The organism is Roseofilum sp. Guam, assembly GCF_017746735.1.
GTDB lineage: Bacteria > Cyanobacteriota > Cyanobacteriia > Cyanobacteriales > Desertifilaceae > Roseofilum > Roseofilum reptotaenium.
The window spans coordinates 39658-53941 of the sequence record NZ_JAGHZN010000009.1; the positions used below are offsets into that span (position 1 = coordinate 39658).

At 46.3% G+C, this 14284-nt stretch carries 16 protein-coding genes and 2 pseudogenes; 6 read left to right on the plus strand and 12 right to left on the minus strand.

Translation table 11 applies throughout. The features are described from left to right. Positions 1 to 137: 137 nt before the first annotated feature. From J7529_RS04475 to psaC, 5 genes and pseudogenes are all read right to left on the minus strand, one after another. Complete coding sequence (locus J7529_RS04475) at positions 138 to 467, minus strand: hypothetical protein (protein ID WP_318728002.1); 330 nt, start codon at positions 465 to 467, stop codon at positions 138 to 140. A gap of 126 nt (positions 468 to 593) precedes the next feature. After that, a pseudogene (locus J7529_RS04480) lies at positions 594 to 740 on the minus strand (IS4 family transposase); the annotation flags it as partial. 123 nt (positions 741 to 863) lie between these two features. Then, positions 864 to 1130 (minus strand): hypothetical protein, encoded by a 267-nt coding sequence (locus tag J7529_RS04485; RefSeq protein WP_318728003.1) that lies wholly within the window; start codon positions 1128 to 1130, stop codon positions 864 to 866. Positions 1131 to 1171: 41 nt separating this feature from the next. After that, on the minus strand, positions 1172 to 1777 hold the full coding sequence (locus J7529_RS04490) for a Uma2 family endonuclease (protein WP_271936761.1): 606 nt from the start codon (positions 1775 to 1777) through the stop codon (positions 1172 to 1174). 140 nt (positions 1778 to 1917) lie between these two features. Continuing rightward, on the minus strand, positions 1918 to 2163 hold the full coding sequence (gene psaC, locus J7529_RS04495) for a photosystem I iron-sulfur center protein PsaC (RefSeq protein WP_012307203.1): 246 nt from the start codon (positions 2161 to 2163) through the stop codon (positions 1918 to 1920). A gap of 321 nt (positions 2164 to 2484) precedes the next feature. Here psaC and J7529_RS04500 point away from each other — a divergent pair, with 321 nt between their 5' ends. Both J7529_RS04500 and glmU read left to right on the plus strand, forming a co-directional pair. Then, the gene (locus tag J7529_RS04500) at positions 2485 to 2622 is read left to right on the plus strand and encodes a hypothetical protein (protein WP_271936756.1); all 138 of its coding nucleotides are present in this window, start codon (positions 2485 to 2487) and stop codon (positions 2620 to 2622) included. Between the two features lie 2 nt (positions 2623 to 2624). Continuing rightward, the gene (glmU, locus tag J7529_RS04505; RefSeq protein WP_318728004.1) at positions 2625 to 3986 is read left to right on the plus strand and encodes a bifunctional UDP-N-acetylglucosamine diphosphorylase/glucosamine-1-phosphate N-acetyltransferase GlmU; all 1362 of its coding nucleotides are present in this window, start codon (positions 2625 to 2627) and stop codon (positions 3984 to 3986) included. A 135-nt stretch (positions 3987 to 4121) separates the two neighbouring features. Here the strand turns inward: glmU and hemW are convergent, their stop codons facing one another. Beyond that, the gene (hemW, locus tag J7529_RS04510) at positions 4122 to 5348 is read right to left on the minus strand and encodes a radical SAM family heme chaperone HemW (protein ID WP_318728005.1); all 1227 of its coding nucleotides are present in this window, start codon (positions 5346 to 5348) and stop codon (positions 4122 to 4124) included. A gap of 156 nt (positions 5349 to 5504) precedes the next feature. Here hemW and J7529_RS04515 point away from each other — a divergent pair, with 156 nt between their 5' ends. Beyond that, complete coding sequence (locus J7529_RS04515) at positions 5505 to 6584, plus strand: PIN/TRAM domain-containing protein (protein WP_413038807.1); 1080 nt, start codon at positions 5505 to 5507, stop codon at positions 6582 to 6584. A 42-nt stretch (positions 6585 to 6626) separates the two neighbouring features. On the opposite strand, the gene J7529_RS04520 is transcribed toward J7529_RS04515, so the two are convergent. Further along, positions 6627 to 7421 carry a DUF6816 family protein gene (locus tag J7529_RS04520; protein WP_318728007.1) on the minus strand — a complete coding sequence of 265 codons (795 nt, stop codon included), beginning with the start codon at positions 7419 to 7421 and terminating at the stop codon, positions 6627 to 6629. A 2-nt stretch (positions 7422 to 7423) separates the two neighbouring features. Next, positions 7424 to 7510, minus strand: a pseudogene (locus tag J7529_RS24635) (PhoH family protein); the annotation flags it as partial. Between the two features lie 640 nt (positions 7511 to 8150). On the opposite strand from J7529_RS24635, the gene J7529_RS04530 reads away from it, so the two are divergent. The 3 genes from J7529_RS04530 (at position 8151) to J7529_RS04540 (ending at position 10644) form a co-directional block, all read left to right on the plus strand. Then, the gene (locus tag J7529_RS04530; RefSeq protein WP_318728008.1) at positions 8151 to 9113 is read left to right on the plus strand and encodes an orange carotenoid-binding protein; all 963 of its coding nucleotides are present in this window, start codon (positions 8151 to 8153) and stop codon (positions 9111 to 9113) included. 259 nt (positions 9114 to 9372) lie between these two features. Beyond that, positions 9373 to 10116 carry a fatty acid desaturase gene (locus tag J7529_RS04535; protein ID WP_318728009.1) on the plus strand — a complete coding sequence of 248 codons (744 nt, stop codon included), beginning with the start codon at positions 9373 to 9375 and terminating at the stop codon, positions 10114 to 10116. 201 nt (positions 10117 to 10317) lie between these two features. Continuing rightward, the gene (locus J7529_RS04540) at positions 10318 to 10644 is read left to right on the plus strand and encodes a hypothetical protein (RefSeq protein WP_318699496.1); all 327 of its coding nucleotides are present in this window, start codon (positions 10318 to 10320) and stop codon (positions 10642 to 10644) included. Positions 10645 to 10845: 201 nt separating this feature from the next. On the opposite strand, the gene J7529_RS04545 is transcribed toward J7529_RS04540, so the two are convergent. From J7529_RS04545 to ffh, 4 genes are all read right to left on the minus strand, one after another. Continuing rightward, positions 10846 to 11808 (minus strand): PhoH family protein, encoded by a 963-nt coding sequence (locus tag J7529_RS04545; protein WP_318728010.1) that lies wholly within the window; start codon positions 11806 to 11808, stop codon positions 10846 to 10848. A gap of 43 nt (positions 11809 to 11851) precedes the next feature. Then, complete coding sequence (locus J7529_RS04550; RefSeq protein ID WP_278002964.1) at positions 11852 to 12298, minus strand: KH domain-containing protein; 447 nt, start codon at positions 12296 to 12298, stop codon at positions 11852 to 11854. After that, the gene (gene rpsP / locus J7529_RS04555) at positions 12258 to 12521 is read right to left on the minus strand and encodes a 30S ribosomal protein S16 (protein ID WP_271936749.1); all 264 of its coding nucleotides are present in this window, start codon (positions 12519 to 12521) and stop codon (positions 12258 to 12260) included. The genes J7529_RS04550 and rpsP overlap by 41 nt, the downstream gene beginning before the upstream one ends. A gap of 163 nt (positions 12522 to 12684) precedes the next feature. Further along, entirely contained in the window at positions 12685 to 14133 is a 1449-nt protein-coding gene (ffh, locus tag J7529_RS04560; protein WP_318728011.1) for a signal recognition particle protein, read from the minus strand. Positions 14134 to 14284: the final 151 nt, after the last annotated feature.

Consider the following 14284-nt stretch of genomic DNA (forward strand, 5'->3'; position numbering starts at 1 on the left):
GATTACGAAACTGGGGGGTTGTAGACGGAGAACTAGGGCCACCCTGTTCCCCTTAGCTGTTTATGCTAACAGTTTCTTCGTGGGATTCGTTCATTCATCGGATGGTTCGGCAGAATTTTTCCGGCGATCGCCAATCCTCATTTTATTGAGTCTGATTTTTTACGGTTTCGGTTTCGTTTATTCTTCAGCAAGCGTCTCATCCAGCAAAAGACCGACAGTGCCAGCACTATACTGCCAAAAAATGCCACTAAAAAGGGATGAATCAGCCGAATATCGGTTATATTGTCACGGTTTGGGGAATCCCATGGCTGTATAATTAAACCGGATGTTGAGGCTAAAATTGCGCCTACACCGATCGCAAACCCCAAAGCTTGAATATCGTCTTGTAGATCTTCGTTTTGCTGTTGTAAGATGCGATCGCTCTCTGCTTGTTCGATCCCGACTAAACCGCGAATGGTGGCGATCACACTGTCGAGGAGTTGTGAACCTTCACGTAGATAGGTTAAGTTGGCTTCAATTTGTTTTTGGAACCATTGAAAGTCGCGATCGGCATACTCTCGCCAAAGAGTTAAGTCACTAGAGATATTCTTTTCCTAAGTACAGGACAAAAGTTGTATGGGCTGAAAGAGAGAGTCAGAAAAAGAGAGCGGGTCAATGAAAAAGCGGCGTAGGAGGTCAAAACCATAGCGAAACAAACTACGGGCACGGCGACTATGAGCCTTAATCGTACGAATCGGCTTGTGATGTTGAGGATCTTCCATCCAGTTGCGGACGAGATCGCTTAAATTGGCACTTCCGGTAAAAACCACAGTAAGGCATGAGTATCCAGCAGGAAGCGCATTAGCTATAATCCTGAAACTCATCTAAGGTCGCATCAAAATCATCAGAGAGAGTAATGTGATCGTGATCGCAGCCAAACATAAGGGGGAGGGGGGCGCGGTACAAGCGGTACAAACTGTGGTAAAGACTGGATGTCTTCTTCTAAATCTTTGCGATCGTCGCACATCCCCTATATTGGCATTAAAATCATGCCGTAGAATGGAGCCGAATAAGGCAGGCTCTGTCACATTCAACTTTTGGCGAAATTCAGCAATTTTTTCCATCGGCAGTGAGATCAGCCTCTCGGTCATGTTAACCTTCCCTTCAGAATCCCCAATTCATATGCAGAGTTTTAACTTGGCATAATATCGTCAAGTTTGAGTTGTAACTCAGGAAACAGGTAAGAATGAATTGAGTCTCCCAAACGATATTGTTGCTGCTCATAAACGCCGTTTACCAATTGGCAAATCGTCAAAGTCGGTTGTTTGGGATTGCCGATAAATTGTAAGCCACCCAAACCTCTAAAGTCCACAATCCAATATTCCGGAATTTTCAAAAAAGCATATTCTTCCACCTTTCTCGCATAATCATCTTGCCAGTTGGTACTCACCACTTCAGCAACAAGGCAAACGGTACTTCCATTACAAATAACCGGTTCTTTTTCCCAAAGGGGTTCTTTGCTCAATTCATCTCGATCTAAAACAATAACATCAGGACGTAAAGCCGTAGCTTCAGCGTAAAGAGGTTTTATCAAACCAGTTTTTGGAATCAACCAATTGAGATGGGAACGAAAAATCTCCACATAGATTCTTCCTACAATACACCCCGCAACTGCTTCATGAGGCCCTGTGGGTTCCATGTCTCTGAGTTCTCCATCAATAAGTTCGTAGCGAGTATTATCGCCGTATTGGGTGATAAATTCCTCAAAGCTGAGAAGTTTGGCTTGGGTGTAAGTCATGGGTCGATATAGCTCAATATTTAATAATAAGTTATTTTAGTTTTCGACTTACCAAAAAGAGGGAGTTGAACAACTCCCCCTTGAAACTTGGCCTCAAGATTCAGGATGAACCCAAGGGCAAGGCATTGATGAATCCGCTTTTAGTAAGCTAGACCCATACTGCGGGTAGTTTCCGCGCCTAAGTAAACCCGGATACTTAAAAAGTCAGTAGGACAAGCGGTTTCACAGCGCTTACAGCCCACACAGTCTTCTGTGCGAGGGGAAGAAGCGATCTGTCCGGCTTTGCATCCATCCCAAGGAACCATTTCTAGCACATCTAAGGGACAAGCACGCACACACTGGGTACAACCAATGCAGGTATCGTAGATTTTTACTGAATGAGACATTGAATAATAACTCCCAACAACAGTTTGATAGTGATATGCTCTCACACTTATCGACAAAGGATAAGGTGTAGATAGCTCAGTCAGTTCTAGATGGCTCCAGAGTGCCAACCGAGTAGTTGAGAACGGAATGCTTTAGCCGCTCTATGGTTTGACCAGTTTAAGTTAGTCCAGTGTTATACCGGATCAAAGCTTAGTTTAGCGCAGGGGTTCAACTCAAAGAAACAAAAGGATGAGAAACTTTAAACAACTTGACAATTAGCGATCGCCAAAACCGGAAGGAAAAACTGCTCAATCTCTTGTTAAAACTAGGATAGAGGTGGATTGTCTACCAAAAGTCTAAAAGTGATGGCGATCGCCTATCCTCGTAAAATGAGCCAAACTGGAATCAAGATTTCCCTCCAAGAGTCAAATTTTGGTGATAAAGCGCGATATACTCCTGTCGGTAGTGTGGTTGATTAGTCATGGTAGCAGTAGCAATCTTAGCGGCAGGACGGGGAACCCGGATGAAATCGGAGTTACCCAAAGTCTTGCATCCCCTAGGAGGACGTTCTTTAGTTCAACGAGTACTTGAGAGTTGTCACCTCATTTCTCCCGTGCGTCAGTTGGTGATTGTGGGATATCGGGGGGATCTGGTTCAGGAATCTCTGACGGATTTACCGGGATTGGAGTTTGTCACCCAAAGTCAACAATTGGGAACCGGTCATGCAGTTCAGCAGGTTCTCCCCTATTTAGAAGGATTCACCGGGGATTTACTGGTGCTTAATGGGGATGTTCCCCTATTACGACCAGAAACGATTAGTCATTTACTGGCAACCCATAAGAGCGAAGGCAATGGAGCGACGATTTTAACCGCCCAGCATCCCCATCCCAAAGGGTATGGGCGAGTTTTTTCGGATAGCGATAATCTACTACAACAAATTGTCGAAGACCGCGATTGTACGACAGCTCAACGACAAAATCGGCGGATTAATGCGGGAGTCTATTGCTTTAATTGGCCGCAACTGGCCCAGGTTTTACCCCAGTTAAAGTCAGAGAATGACCAGCAAGAGTATTATTTAACCGATGCGGTCAATTATTTAGACCGGGTGATGACCTTGGATGTGGAGGATTACCAGGAGATTTTAGGGATTAATGACCGCAAACAGTTGGCAACAGCCCATCAGATTCTACAAGACCGGATTAAAGAGGAGTGGATGAAGGCGGGGGTAACGTTGATCGATCCCGATAGTATTACCATTGATGATACGGTACAAATTGGTTCGGATGTGGTGATTGAACCGCAAACTCACCTTCGTGGAAACACGGTGATTGGGTCGGCGTGTCGGATTGGGCCAGGGAGTTTGATAGAGAATAGTGAGATTGGGGAACAGGTGACGATTCTCTATTCGGTGATTAGTGATAGTTGGGTAAAATCTAGTACGAGAATTGGCCCCTATGCTCATCTAAGAGGGCAGGCCGAAATTGGAGCGGGTTGTCGGGTGGGTAATTTTGTGGAGATCAAGAAGTCCCAAGTGGGCGATCGCACGAATGTAGCTCATTTGTCCTATCTTGGGGATTCCCAACTCGGTCAACAGGTGAATGTGGGTGCAGGCACGATTACCGCCAATTATGATGGCTACCAGAAGCATAAAACGGTGATTGGAGATCGCACGAAAACCGGTTCTAATAGTGTCCTAGTCGCTCCCATTACCATCGGTGAAGATGTCACCATTGGAGCCGGATCGGTGGTCACCAAAGATGTAGAAAATGATGCTCTAGTTGTCGCCCGCGCTCCCCAAAAAGTGCGTCCCGGATGGCGACCGAAAGAGGTTTCTCAGGATTAGGAGATAGGGGGATAGGGAGATAGGGAGACATAGAGATTTTCTCTTGCTTCTTGCCTCTTGCCTTTTCCCCCTATTGCCTGTTGCCTGTTGCCTGTTGCCTTTTTTTCCTATTCCCCATTCCCTAGCGCGAAGCACTTAACTAAATACTTGGAACATCTCAGCTAAAACTGTGTTAGAAAAGAGGAAGCCTTCTGGATCGCTTAGAGAGATCTGACCTGTTGAAGGTAAGGGCTGTCCAGGAAGCCAAGGTTGTCCATTCGGGGTGTTGAGGTTAATCCATCCTTGTTGATAGTAGGGATACCAACTTGGACTCAACTGTTGCAAAGGAGGATAACCAAATTGATGGGTTAAGGTCTTTAAAGATAGACCTTCTGCAAGCCGAAGACCGAGCATCAGAGTTTCTAGAAACTCTTCGGTGGACGAGAGAGGAGGAGTGTCCATCACTCCCCCATCTTGCAGCCATTGATAGTAAGTTTTTCGGGTGCGGGGTCGAATAAATCGGATACCATCAATGTAACTAGCAGCTCCCATCCCCCACCCGTAGTAGGGCTGATTGTACCAATAGACACGGTTATGGCGACAATGATATCCAGGGCGAGCATAGTTGGAAATTTCATAGTGATCGTAACCAGCTTGCCTTAAGATTTGGGAAGTTAAGCGATAAAATTGGGCACTGCTGTCATCGCTGGGAAGGATTAGTTTTCCTGCTTCATAGCGCCGCTCAAAGACAGTCATTGGTTCGATAATTAGGTCATAGATGGAGAGGTGGGGCGGGGAAATATCGAGGGCGATTTGTAGGGTTTTTTGCCATTGTTCAGAAGTCTGCTCGGGTAAACCAGAGATCAAGTCTATACTGAAGTTATCGACTTGTGCTTGATGGAGCCAATCGATCGCCTGATAAATTTCGTTGACAGTATGCGATCGCCCACACAGTTTTAAAAGTTGGTTATCAAAGGACTGTACCCCTAAACTAATCCGATTGACTCCTAGAGCAAGAAAACCTTGTAACTTCTTGAGATCGAAAGTTCCAGGGTCAATTTCCATGGAAATTTCGGCAGTGGAGGTTAACCCAAAGTGGCGTTCGAGGGTGTTTAACAGTTGCTCGAGTTGACTGACACTGAGCAAGGATGGGGTTCCCCCCCCAAAAAACACCGTCTCTAAGGATGAACCGCGAAGAGGAGTCTGTTCAATTTCAGAACTTAAGACCTCGATATAGTGAGAAATGGCTGGGGAATTGTCTCCCCAACGGCGATCGCCGACCACAGAAATAGCAAAATCACAGTAGAAGCAGCGACGACGACAAAAGGGAATGTGAAGATAAGCTGAACGGGGAATAACTAAAGATTGTTCTTGATGCTCCATGAGACCTTTCACCCCAGTTCGGTTTGCCGTCTTATGGATCGACAGCCTTGTGTATCGATCTCTTATAATATGGGTTATCTCTATCCTTTATGGCAATGAGTTTAGGGGGTTAATTCAGACCCCTCAATATTTATTCGTTCCCAATCAGGTCAAATGATGATTGACGCAATTATTATCATATCCTTTATCCTAGCAGGAATCGGTATCGGTTTCTACGGCGTGGAATTGCTTCCGACCCCAGTGTTAGACCAAGTGAGTAATCAAGATGGTCTGCGATCGGTCACCGCTGGATTTGCTGCCCTCATTATGGGAGCAGTTGGGTTATTTGTGCAAACCTCCTATCGCCGTTTAGAAGCCCAAGTGCGACAAATGCCGGTAGAAGTCCTCCTGACCCGTTCCATTGGTTTAGTCGTAGGTCTACTAGTCGCTAACCTGATGTTAGCGCCCCTGTTCCTGCTACCCATTCCCAAAGAATTTGGCTTCATTAAACCCTTGGTTGCCGTATTAGGCAGTATCCTGTTTGCCTTCTCCGGGATTTCCCTCGCAGATACCCATGGGCGGTCCTTTTTACGACTGATTAACCCCCATAGTATGGAAAGCCTATTACTGGCTGAGGGAACCCTCAAACCCGCCACTACAAAAATTGTGGATACCAGTTGTATTATTGATGGTCGCCTGGAAGAGTTACTCGCTACAAAATTTATTGAAGGGCAACTTCTTGTGCCTCAATTTGTCTTACAAGAACTGCAACTGGTGGCGGATGCGGGCAACGATCAAAAGCGGATTCGGGGTCGTCGGGGCTTAGAAATTCTCAACCGCATTCGCGAAACTTATCGAGATAAAATTGCTATCCACCCAGCCGATTATGAAGAGATTGCGACTGTGGATGCTAAGTTGGTGCATTTAGCACAAGAAATTAACGGCACCTTGCTCACCAATGATTACAATTTGAATCAGGTTGCCAGTTTACAGGAGGTGTCTGTCCTCAATATTAACGATCTCGCCCAGGCTATGCGTCCGGCTTATTTGCCCGGTGACGATCTGGACTTAAAAATTATTAAGCAAGGTCGGGAACCACAACAGGGGGTCGGATATTTGGACGATGGCACGATGGTCGTTGTGGAAGAAGGGGGACAGTATATCGGGGTTGAATTGCGTGTGGTCGTTACGGGCGCTCTGCAAACTTCGGCAGGACGGATGATTTTTGCCCGTCCTCAAGTCTCTGCGATCGCGTAAAATTAGGAGGAAAATTCCATCTCGATCATTACACAGCGAACTCTATTGATCGACAAGCAATAACAGTAACTGATAACGGTATAACGCCACCGGGGTGGAGAAGGCGCGGAAATAGTTGGGGTCTTGGGGTGAGAGATAAATGGCGGTAACTTGCTCGGCTTCAACCTCACCTGTTTCACTCAATCGATGATAAGCCGTGGTGGTTTCAACTTCGTTTAAGTAAATCTGTCCCTGGCTACGAAATACTTGTTGAGCCACTTCTGTACTGATAAAGTCGTTTTCATTGGGGGCTTCTGTCGCTCGTCCAGTGACCAGAGAGACTAATTGGCGATCGGAAGCAAAGCGAATAATTTGCCGATTGGGATCGTCAGGATCTACCTTAACCGATCGCAACCCCCCGTCACCTAAATAAGCACTAGCAATATGGGAGCCATTAAATTCCCGATCCGCCACAATAGGGTTGAGAATCTGATTCAGCGTTTTCCCCCACGACCAACCCGAATCCCCCTGAAACGGTAGTACCCATTCACTCGCGGGTTGAAACCGCACCTCAAACTCGATGGGTTGATGCAAATATTGCCGATTTCCTTCAAAACCAGGGGTGACTAAATCGGGTGCTAATGGGGCGACCATGTCTTCTAAGGTACTGGTCACTTCCCAAGTGCCTTCCATCCAGTCAGGATAAACCAAATCGCCTGTAGCTGCCATTACAGGGGGTTTGCTGTCCCAATGGGGAAACTGTTGCAGGCGATCGCCTAAAGGCCCTGCCCAAACTGGACAGGCGATCGCCATCCAGACCAAAATTGCGATCGCGATTCCCCTAAAGAGCCGTTTCATAGCGATCGAAATCCCAATCGAGTTAACACCTTCTTCATCTGCGCTGGAGTCGTATTCTGAGCTTCATCGACAATAATAAACGAATTATTTGCATGATGCGATGATTCAAATTGGACGATTGCGTAATTATAGATGGTGCGTTATGCCCAAATACCATTGATTTGTAACCATGGTTTATTGTCGCCGCAGGGCACCCTACCTAACTTCCCCAAATTTGGCCAACAGCCCAAAATCCTCATCGTTACCCAGAAACTGCTCACTGGGTTTGATGCTCCCATTCTTTATTTTTTTGAGATTTGACTATTACACCAGGTAAGCTCAGGATTTGAGTCAGGTTTTTGTTTATTTTTTACGTTAGTATCTGACAATTTAGTATTATAAGTCCTAATATAAATTAGATCACATTATTTACCCTACACTGTCTCGATTTTAGCAAAATTTACATTCATAGTTCTCAATACAAACCATCAGTAAAACTTAGCTACGCTATATATATTTATAAATTGGGGTTAATTGCGGTACCAGAACACTAAATATGGATAAATAGCCAGAATATTACCAAAAAAAATCATCAGTTTAAATAATGTAAACTGATGATTTTTTTATAAAAAAAGTAAAGTTATTATAAAAAAAGTAAAGTTATCTGTGCTATGGTTAATACAAGAACAAAACTTTGAGTTCGAGAAATGCTCTTTCTCATTTCAAGTTCAGCAGAATCATGGAGACTTTATGGCGTACACCGTTGATACAGCACGCAATATCTTTTCAAATACTCTGACTGCCGATGTTGTTCCTGCAACAACGGCCCGTTTCAACCAGCTTAGTGCAGAAGATCAACTGGCATTAATTTGGTTTGCTTACTTAGAAATGGGAAAAAGCATTACCGTTGCCGCTCCTGGTGCGGCGAATATGCAGTTTGCCGAATCCACTTTGGCACAGATCAAGGGAATGTCCTTCAAGAAACAATCCCAAGTCATGTGCGATCTGGCCAATCGGATCGATACCCCTATCAATCGTATGTATGCAGCTTGGACACCCAACCTTAAACTGGGCTTTTGGTATCGTCTAGCTGAATGGATGAACCAAGGATTGGTTGCGCCGATTCCTGATGGTTACAAACTTTCTGCAAATGCTTCGGCAGTTCTGTTAACGGTTTCTGGTCTTGCAGGTGGACAGCAAATCACTGTTTTAAGAAATGCCGTCGTAGATATGGGTTATGATCCGAAAAGAATTGAGGGATATCAGCGTGTATCTGAACCTGTGGTTGTCCCCACAGAAATCGCTCAACGAGACAAGGTGACAATCGAAGGGGTTGATAATCCCACAATTATTAAATACATGACGAACCTCAATGCAAATGACTTTGATGCTTTGATTGGGTTGTTTGCAGAAGATGGGGCGCTGCAACCTCCTTTCCAACGCCCGATTGTTGGTAAAGAAGCGGTGCTGCAGTTCTTCCGAGAAGAATGCCAAAATCTCAAACTCGTACCCGAACGGGGTGTGAGCGAATCCGCTAATGATGGTTTCTTGCAAATTAAGGTGACTGGGACTTGTCAAACTCCTTGGTTTGGTGCCAATGTGGGCATGAATGTTGCTTGGCGTTTCTTGTTAAATCCTGATGGCAAGATATTCTTTGTGGCGGTTGATTTGTTGGCATCTGCCAAAGAACTTTTAAACTTGGTTAGTAAATAAAAACCTGTTGACGATTTGGACTGAGATATCTCCAAATTTTTCTCCAGACCAAACGGATTAAAACCAGAGCGTCCTCAACGGGGACGCTTTTTTCGTATCGATCCTCCCCCTTCCCCCCCTTTTTATATCATATCAAGTTGAAGACCCCTAGTTAGGATGGACGCGGAGAAATTTTTATTATGGGCAATTATGCTGACATGATATTAAGGAGGGAGACAGAAGAATCAATCTTTTACTTGATCGTCGTATAACGGAAATCATGGAATTACAGAAACAGAAATCAAATTTGGGTTTATGGCTGGCGATCGCAATTCTTTTATTATGGTTAGGCAGTGGTTTTTTGCTGATTGCTGTTCCCCTCAGCAACATCAATTGGATAGCGATCGCTGTTGGGATAGCTGGTCGTTCTTTCCTACATACGGGCTTATTTATCCTGGCCCATGATGCGATTCATGGGTTACTGGTTCCGCACAATCTGCGGTTAAATCGGACAATAGGTCAACTCGCGGTGAGTCTTTATGCTTGCTTGTCCTATAAAAATTGCCAAAAAAACCACATAAATCACCATTTAACCCCCGGAAAAGTTGGCGATCCTGACTTCCATGATGGAGTCCATCGCCACCCGATTTTTTGGTATGCTAAATTCCTGCGCGGTTATTTTTCTCTTAGGCAATTTATCAAATTCTTAGGGGCGATCGCTTTGGTTTCCCTCTCCCTTAATGCTTGGTTTAATATTGCTTACTTAAATTTATTCCTCTTCTTCCTAGTTCCTCTGGTCTTGAGTTCGCTTCAGCTTTTCGTTTTTGGCACATATTTGCCTCATGGCAAAGGCAAGTCATGGCCAAACCGGAACCCCTCGACTGATTTTTTATTTGATTGCTGGTCATTTCTGACTTGTTATCACTTTGGGGCCTATCATCAAGAACACCACACATTCCCCCAAGTTCCTTGGTTCGAACTACCTCAATCCACCTCCATGTCCCCAACCCATCAAAAAACTTAATAAAGTTTAAAGAACCGACAATGAAGCCCCTGAACCCTTACAGGGCATGGCTTTCCTGAGTTTGTTCGCCCCTCTTTTCTGGGAGGGGCACAGCAAATTACCTAGTTTTTATATGCAAATATTTACTATAATTTTTCTTGATATCAAGGAAAGTAATGTCCTTTGACCGCAATTTAAATAAAAAAACTATTCATGTTGACAATGCCTGTTACTGAAACTCAATGGTCTGCTATAGAAGAAAAAATTGCCAAGGCTGCTTTTGATACGGCCTACCGTCGTGAAGTGGCATCAATGACGGCAGAGGTGAAACGACAAGCCGAAACAGCAGCGAGTCCAGATGAACTTTGGAAACTGCATGATTTTCTCAGTGCCAGAAGGCATGACCTGGATGGGAAATATGATTTTCGGGATTCGATGCTAATTTTTGTTTTTGCCGAATTGGTGAAAGAAGGGTGGTTAGAGATTGGGGAATTAGAGGGATTGAGTCGCGATAAAATCTCTAAGATAAAAGCCCTGACGATTATATGAGGTAATGCAGAAAGCGGGTTTCTTCAGAAAATTTCTCTTGGGATGCAGAAGTTCTGACAGAAACCCGCTTTCTTGATTTCTTGGGACTTGATATGAGTGATCGCTCCCTACAATCGCAAATACAAATCATAGCAGTAAGCGGTCAGCCGACAAAGAGGATGGGAAATCTACTGTTGCCGATCACCAAGCGCTCTATTCCCCTTAAAGAGCCTTTTCATAGCGCTCATAAGCCGTGACAATCCGTTGTACCAAAGGATGACGCACCACATCCGCTTGGGTCAATTTACAAAATCCCACTCCGTCCACATTCTTTAAAATATCTTCTGCCACCGCTAACCCCGATCGCTGATTCCCTGGTAAATCGGTTTGCGTTACATCCCCCGTCACCACCATCCGCGATCGAAACCCCAACCGCGTTAACACCATTTTCATCTGCGCCGGAGTCGTATTCTGAGCCTCATCGACAATAATAAACGAATTATTCAAACTCCGACCCCGCATATACGCCAATGGAGCCACTTCAATCACCCCTCGCTCCATCAAACTGGCAATTTTCTCCGGCTCAATAAACTCATAGAGGGCATCATAAAGCGGGCGTAGAAACGGGTTGACCTTCTGTTGGAGATCTCCAGGTAAAAACCCCAACTTTTCCCCCGCTTCTACTGCTGGACGAGTTAAAATCAACCGCTCATACTGGTTATCCAGTAGCGCTCTAACCGCCAGAACTGCCGCCAAATAAGTTTTTCCCGTTCCGGCCGGGCCAATACAAAACGTCAGATCCTCAGTCCGAACTGACTCCACATAACGCTTCTGGGCAAAGGTTTTCGCCCGAATCTCCTCGCCACGACGGGTACGAGCGAGGACATTTTTCTTCAAATCCTGATGTTCATCCTCTCGCCCCGTATCCAGAGCATGACGGGCCGTGAGGACATCGACACCAGAGAGCAACTTGCCTTTACCCCAGAACTCTTCGAGCGATCGCACCAAAGCCGAACACAACTCTATTTGCTTCGCTGTGCCCGAAATTAGCAACTCTTGACCCCTCAATACCACAGTTGCTCCCGTTTGTCTACTGAGGATTTTCAGATTTTCGCCCTGGACTCCCGATAATGCGATCGCACTATCGGGACTGGGCAGTTCAATGATTACTGGTTCATTGCTCATAATTCACCACAATTGGAGCAACCCCTAGGAAGTCGTCTAGTTCTCATTGGCGATAAGGCCCTTGAACTCGACGCGGTTCGGGTCGCGATCTCCTTCGTGGTTTATCTCGACTCTCTCGAACTCGAACCTCTTCATGAGTCCCATGGCGTTCATGGCGATCGTCAGACACATGGAACCCACCATACACATCCAAATAAGCTGACTGTCCAGCCGCTTGAGCTGCCGTAGACAGTACCGTTCGGATCGCTTCTATATTGCGGCCACCTCGGCCATAGACCTTCGCCTTATCCTTCGGCGAAAACGCCACTCGTATCCAGACCAGAGGTTTACTCGTAGACCTCTCACAATCGAGCTTCAACTCCTCTGGAAACTCTAGAAACGGATGAATCAGCATCCGCACCAACTCCAAATAATCTGGCGTTGGTAAAGTCGATTGTGGGGTCACCTCATTAGTTTTCGGGGGTTGTTGCTTTGAGTTGTTCAAAGACATTCGCTTTTTCAAGGATGTTACGCACAGTATCAGTCGGTTGAGCGCCTTGTTTTAAGCGCCGTACAATTCCCGGCACATCAAGGCGAGTCTCATCCGTTCTTGGATTATAAAATCCCAACTCTTCCAAAGGACGAGCTTCCCGACGAGTCGTACTGGGCATCGCCACAATCCGATAGCTCACTTCCCGTTTTTTGCCAAATCGTTTCAATCGTAACTTGATCATCGCTTTCCTTCAGCAGTATGCTTTTCGATTCTAGACACTAAACTCCTAATCTTACCATTTTTTCACCGCTACACCCATAATTAACCATTCAGAACACAAACCCTCTCCGTACCTCCGTGTCTCTGTGGTTCCTCCCCCTCACCTTTTTAAGCTGGCCAAGCTACTACAACTGTCCAAATCCCTTCTTCTTCTTTTTCTTCTTCTTCTTGGGCGCTCCACCATAGCCTTGCCAACCGGGAGCAGGAGGCCGGCCGCCCCCAAACATCCCTGGCCCGCCACCGCCTCCAGGAAAGCCTGCGGGTAACCCCGGAAACTGGCCTTGCCCCATCTGTTGCATCATCGATCGCATCTTTTGGAAATCGCTCACCAACTTACTCACATCCTTCTCCGAATGCCCAGACCCCTTGGCAATTCGCCGCCGCCGACTCGGAGAACTCGACAACAAATCGGGATTCTTACGTTCCTCAGTTGTCATTGAACCAATCATCGCCTCCGATCGCTTCAACTGCACCTCACCCTGTTCCAACTGATCCGCATTCAACTTACCCATCCCTGGAATCATCTTCATCAGACCCCCCAGAGACCCCATACTTTTCATCAGCCGCGTCTGCTTGAGGAAATCGGTAAAATCAAACTGGGCTGAAAGGATCTTCTCCTGCATCTTCGCCGCATCGGCCAAATCCACCTCTTCCTGGGCCTTTTCCACCAGGGTCAGCACATCGCCCATGCCCAAAATCCGAGAAGCCATCCGATCTGGATAAAACGGTTGTAGAGCCTCTACCTTCTCCCCAACCCCAATAAACTTAATCGGTTGCCCCGAGATCCGCCGTACTGACAGCGCCGCACCGCCACGACTATCGCCATCCATCTTCGTCAGGATGGCCCCCGTGATGCCAATCTGTTCATGGAACGTATGGGTCAGATTGGCTGCTTCCTGACCCATCATTGCATCCACTACCAACAGCGTCTCATGGGGATTGACCACCGCCTTAATCTCGGCCAACTCCGCCATCATATCGGCATCAATTTGCAGCCGACCTGCCGTATCAATAATAACGGTGTCAATTCCCTCAACCTTCGCCTTTTCGACCCCTTGCCGGGCAATCTCTACCGGATTCGCATCTGCTCCCAGCTCAAACACCGGCACATCAATTTGTTTTCCCAGGGTAATCAACTGATCGATCGCCGCCGGACGATACACATCTGTGGCTACCAATTGACATGAGCGTTGCTGTTTGCGCAAATGCAAGGCCAACTTGGCCGAAGCCGTGGTTTTCCCCGTTCCTTGTAACCCTGCCATCAACACCACCGTTGGCGCAGGTTCCACCTGAGCTAGGGGTGCATTCTCTCCCCCCATCACCGCCACCAGCTCATCATGGACAATCTTGATAAACTGCTGATCTGGGCGTACCCCGCTCACCACTTCTGCCCCTTGGGCCCTTGATTCGACCTCAGCAATAAAATTCTTCACCACTTGCAGATTTACATCCGCTTCCAATAAGGCGCGACGGACTTCCCGCAGGGCTTCTTTAATGTTGCTCTGACTAATTTTATCTTGTCCCCGGAGGCTTTTCCAGGCAGACTCTAGGCGATCGGCGAGGGCATCAAACATAGACTAATAATCTATTGACTCAGGTTAAGTATTGTAGGCGCGATGGAAACGCAATGCGGCCATAGCTGACCTGAGAGCATTTTAGCGGAGGGTTTGGTTGGCTCGCAATCGAGTGCAACATTTAACCGAATCAAAGGCGATTTTCATACTA

Excerpts from the sequence above, each read along its gene's own strand:
- J7529_RS04550 (WP_278002964.1), bottom strand. The coding sequence starts at position 12,298 with ATGTCTTTGAACAACTCAAAGCAACAACCCCCGAAAACTAATGAGGTG.
- J7529_RS04535 (WP_318728009.1), top strand. The coding sequence starts at position 9,373 with ATGGAATTACAGAAACAGAAATCAAATTTGGGTTTATGGCTGGCGATC.
- rpsP (WP_271936749.1), bottom strand. The coding sequence starts at position 12,521 with ATGATCAAGTTACGATTGAAACGATTTGGCAAAAAACGGGAAGTGAGC.
- J7529_RS04485 (WP_318728003.1), bottom strand. The coding sequence starts at position 1,130 with ATGACCGAGAGGCTGATCTCACTGCCGATGGAAAAAATTGCTGAATTT.
- psaC (WP_012307203.1), bottom strand. The coding sequence starts at position 2,163 with ATGTCTCATTCAGTAAAAATCTACGATACCTGCATTGGTTGTACCCAG.
- J7529_RS04515 (WP_413038807.1), top strand. The coding sequence starts at position 5,505 with ATGATTGACGCAATTATTATCATATCCTTTATCCTAGCAGGAATCGGT.
- glmU (WP_318728004.1), top strand. The coding sequence starts at position 2,625 with ATGGTAGCAGTAGCAATCTTAGCGGCAGGACGGGGAACCCGGATGAAA.
- J7529_RS04490 (WP_271936761.1), bottom strand. The coding sequence starts at position 1,777 with ATGACTTACACCCAAGCCAAACTTCTCAGCTTTGAGGAATTTATCACC.
- ffh (WP_318728011.1), bottom strand. The coding sequence starts at position 14,133 with ATGTTTGATGCCCTCGCCGATCGCCTAGAGTCTGCCTGGAAAAGCCTC.
- J7529_RS04530 (WP_318728008.1), top strand. The coding sequence starts at position 8,151 with ATGGCGTACACCGTTGATACAGCACGCAATATCTTTTCAAATACTCTG.
- J7529_RS04540 (WP_318699496.1), top strand. The coding sequence starts at position 10,318 with ATGCCTGTTACTGAAACTCAATGGTCTGCTATAGAAGAAAAAATTGCC.
- J7529_RS04545 (WP_318728010.1), bottom strand. The coding sequence starts at position 11,808 with ATGAGCAATGAACCAGTAATCATTGAACTGCCCAGTCCCGATAGTGCG.
- J7529_RS04520 (WP_318728007.1), bottom strand. The coding sequence starts at position 7,421 with ATGAAACGGCTCTTTAGGGGAATCGCGATCGCAATTTTGGTCTGGATG.
- hemW (WP_318728005.1), bottom strand. The coding sequence starts at position 5,348 with ATGGAGCATCAAGAACAATCTTTAGTTATTCCCCGTTCAGCTTATCTT.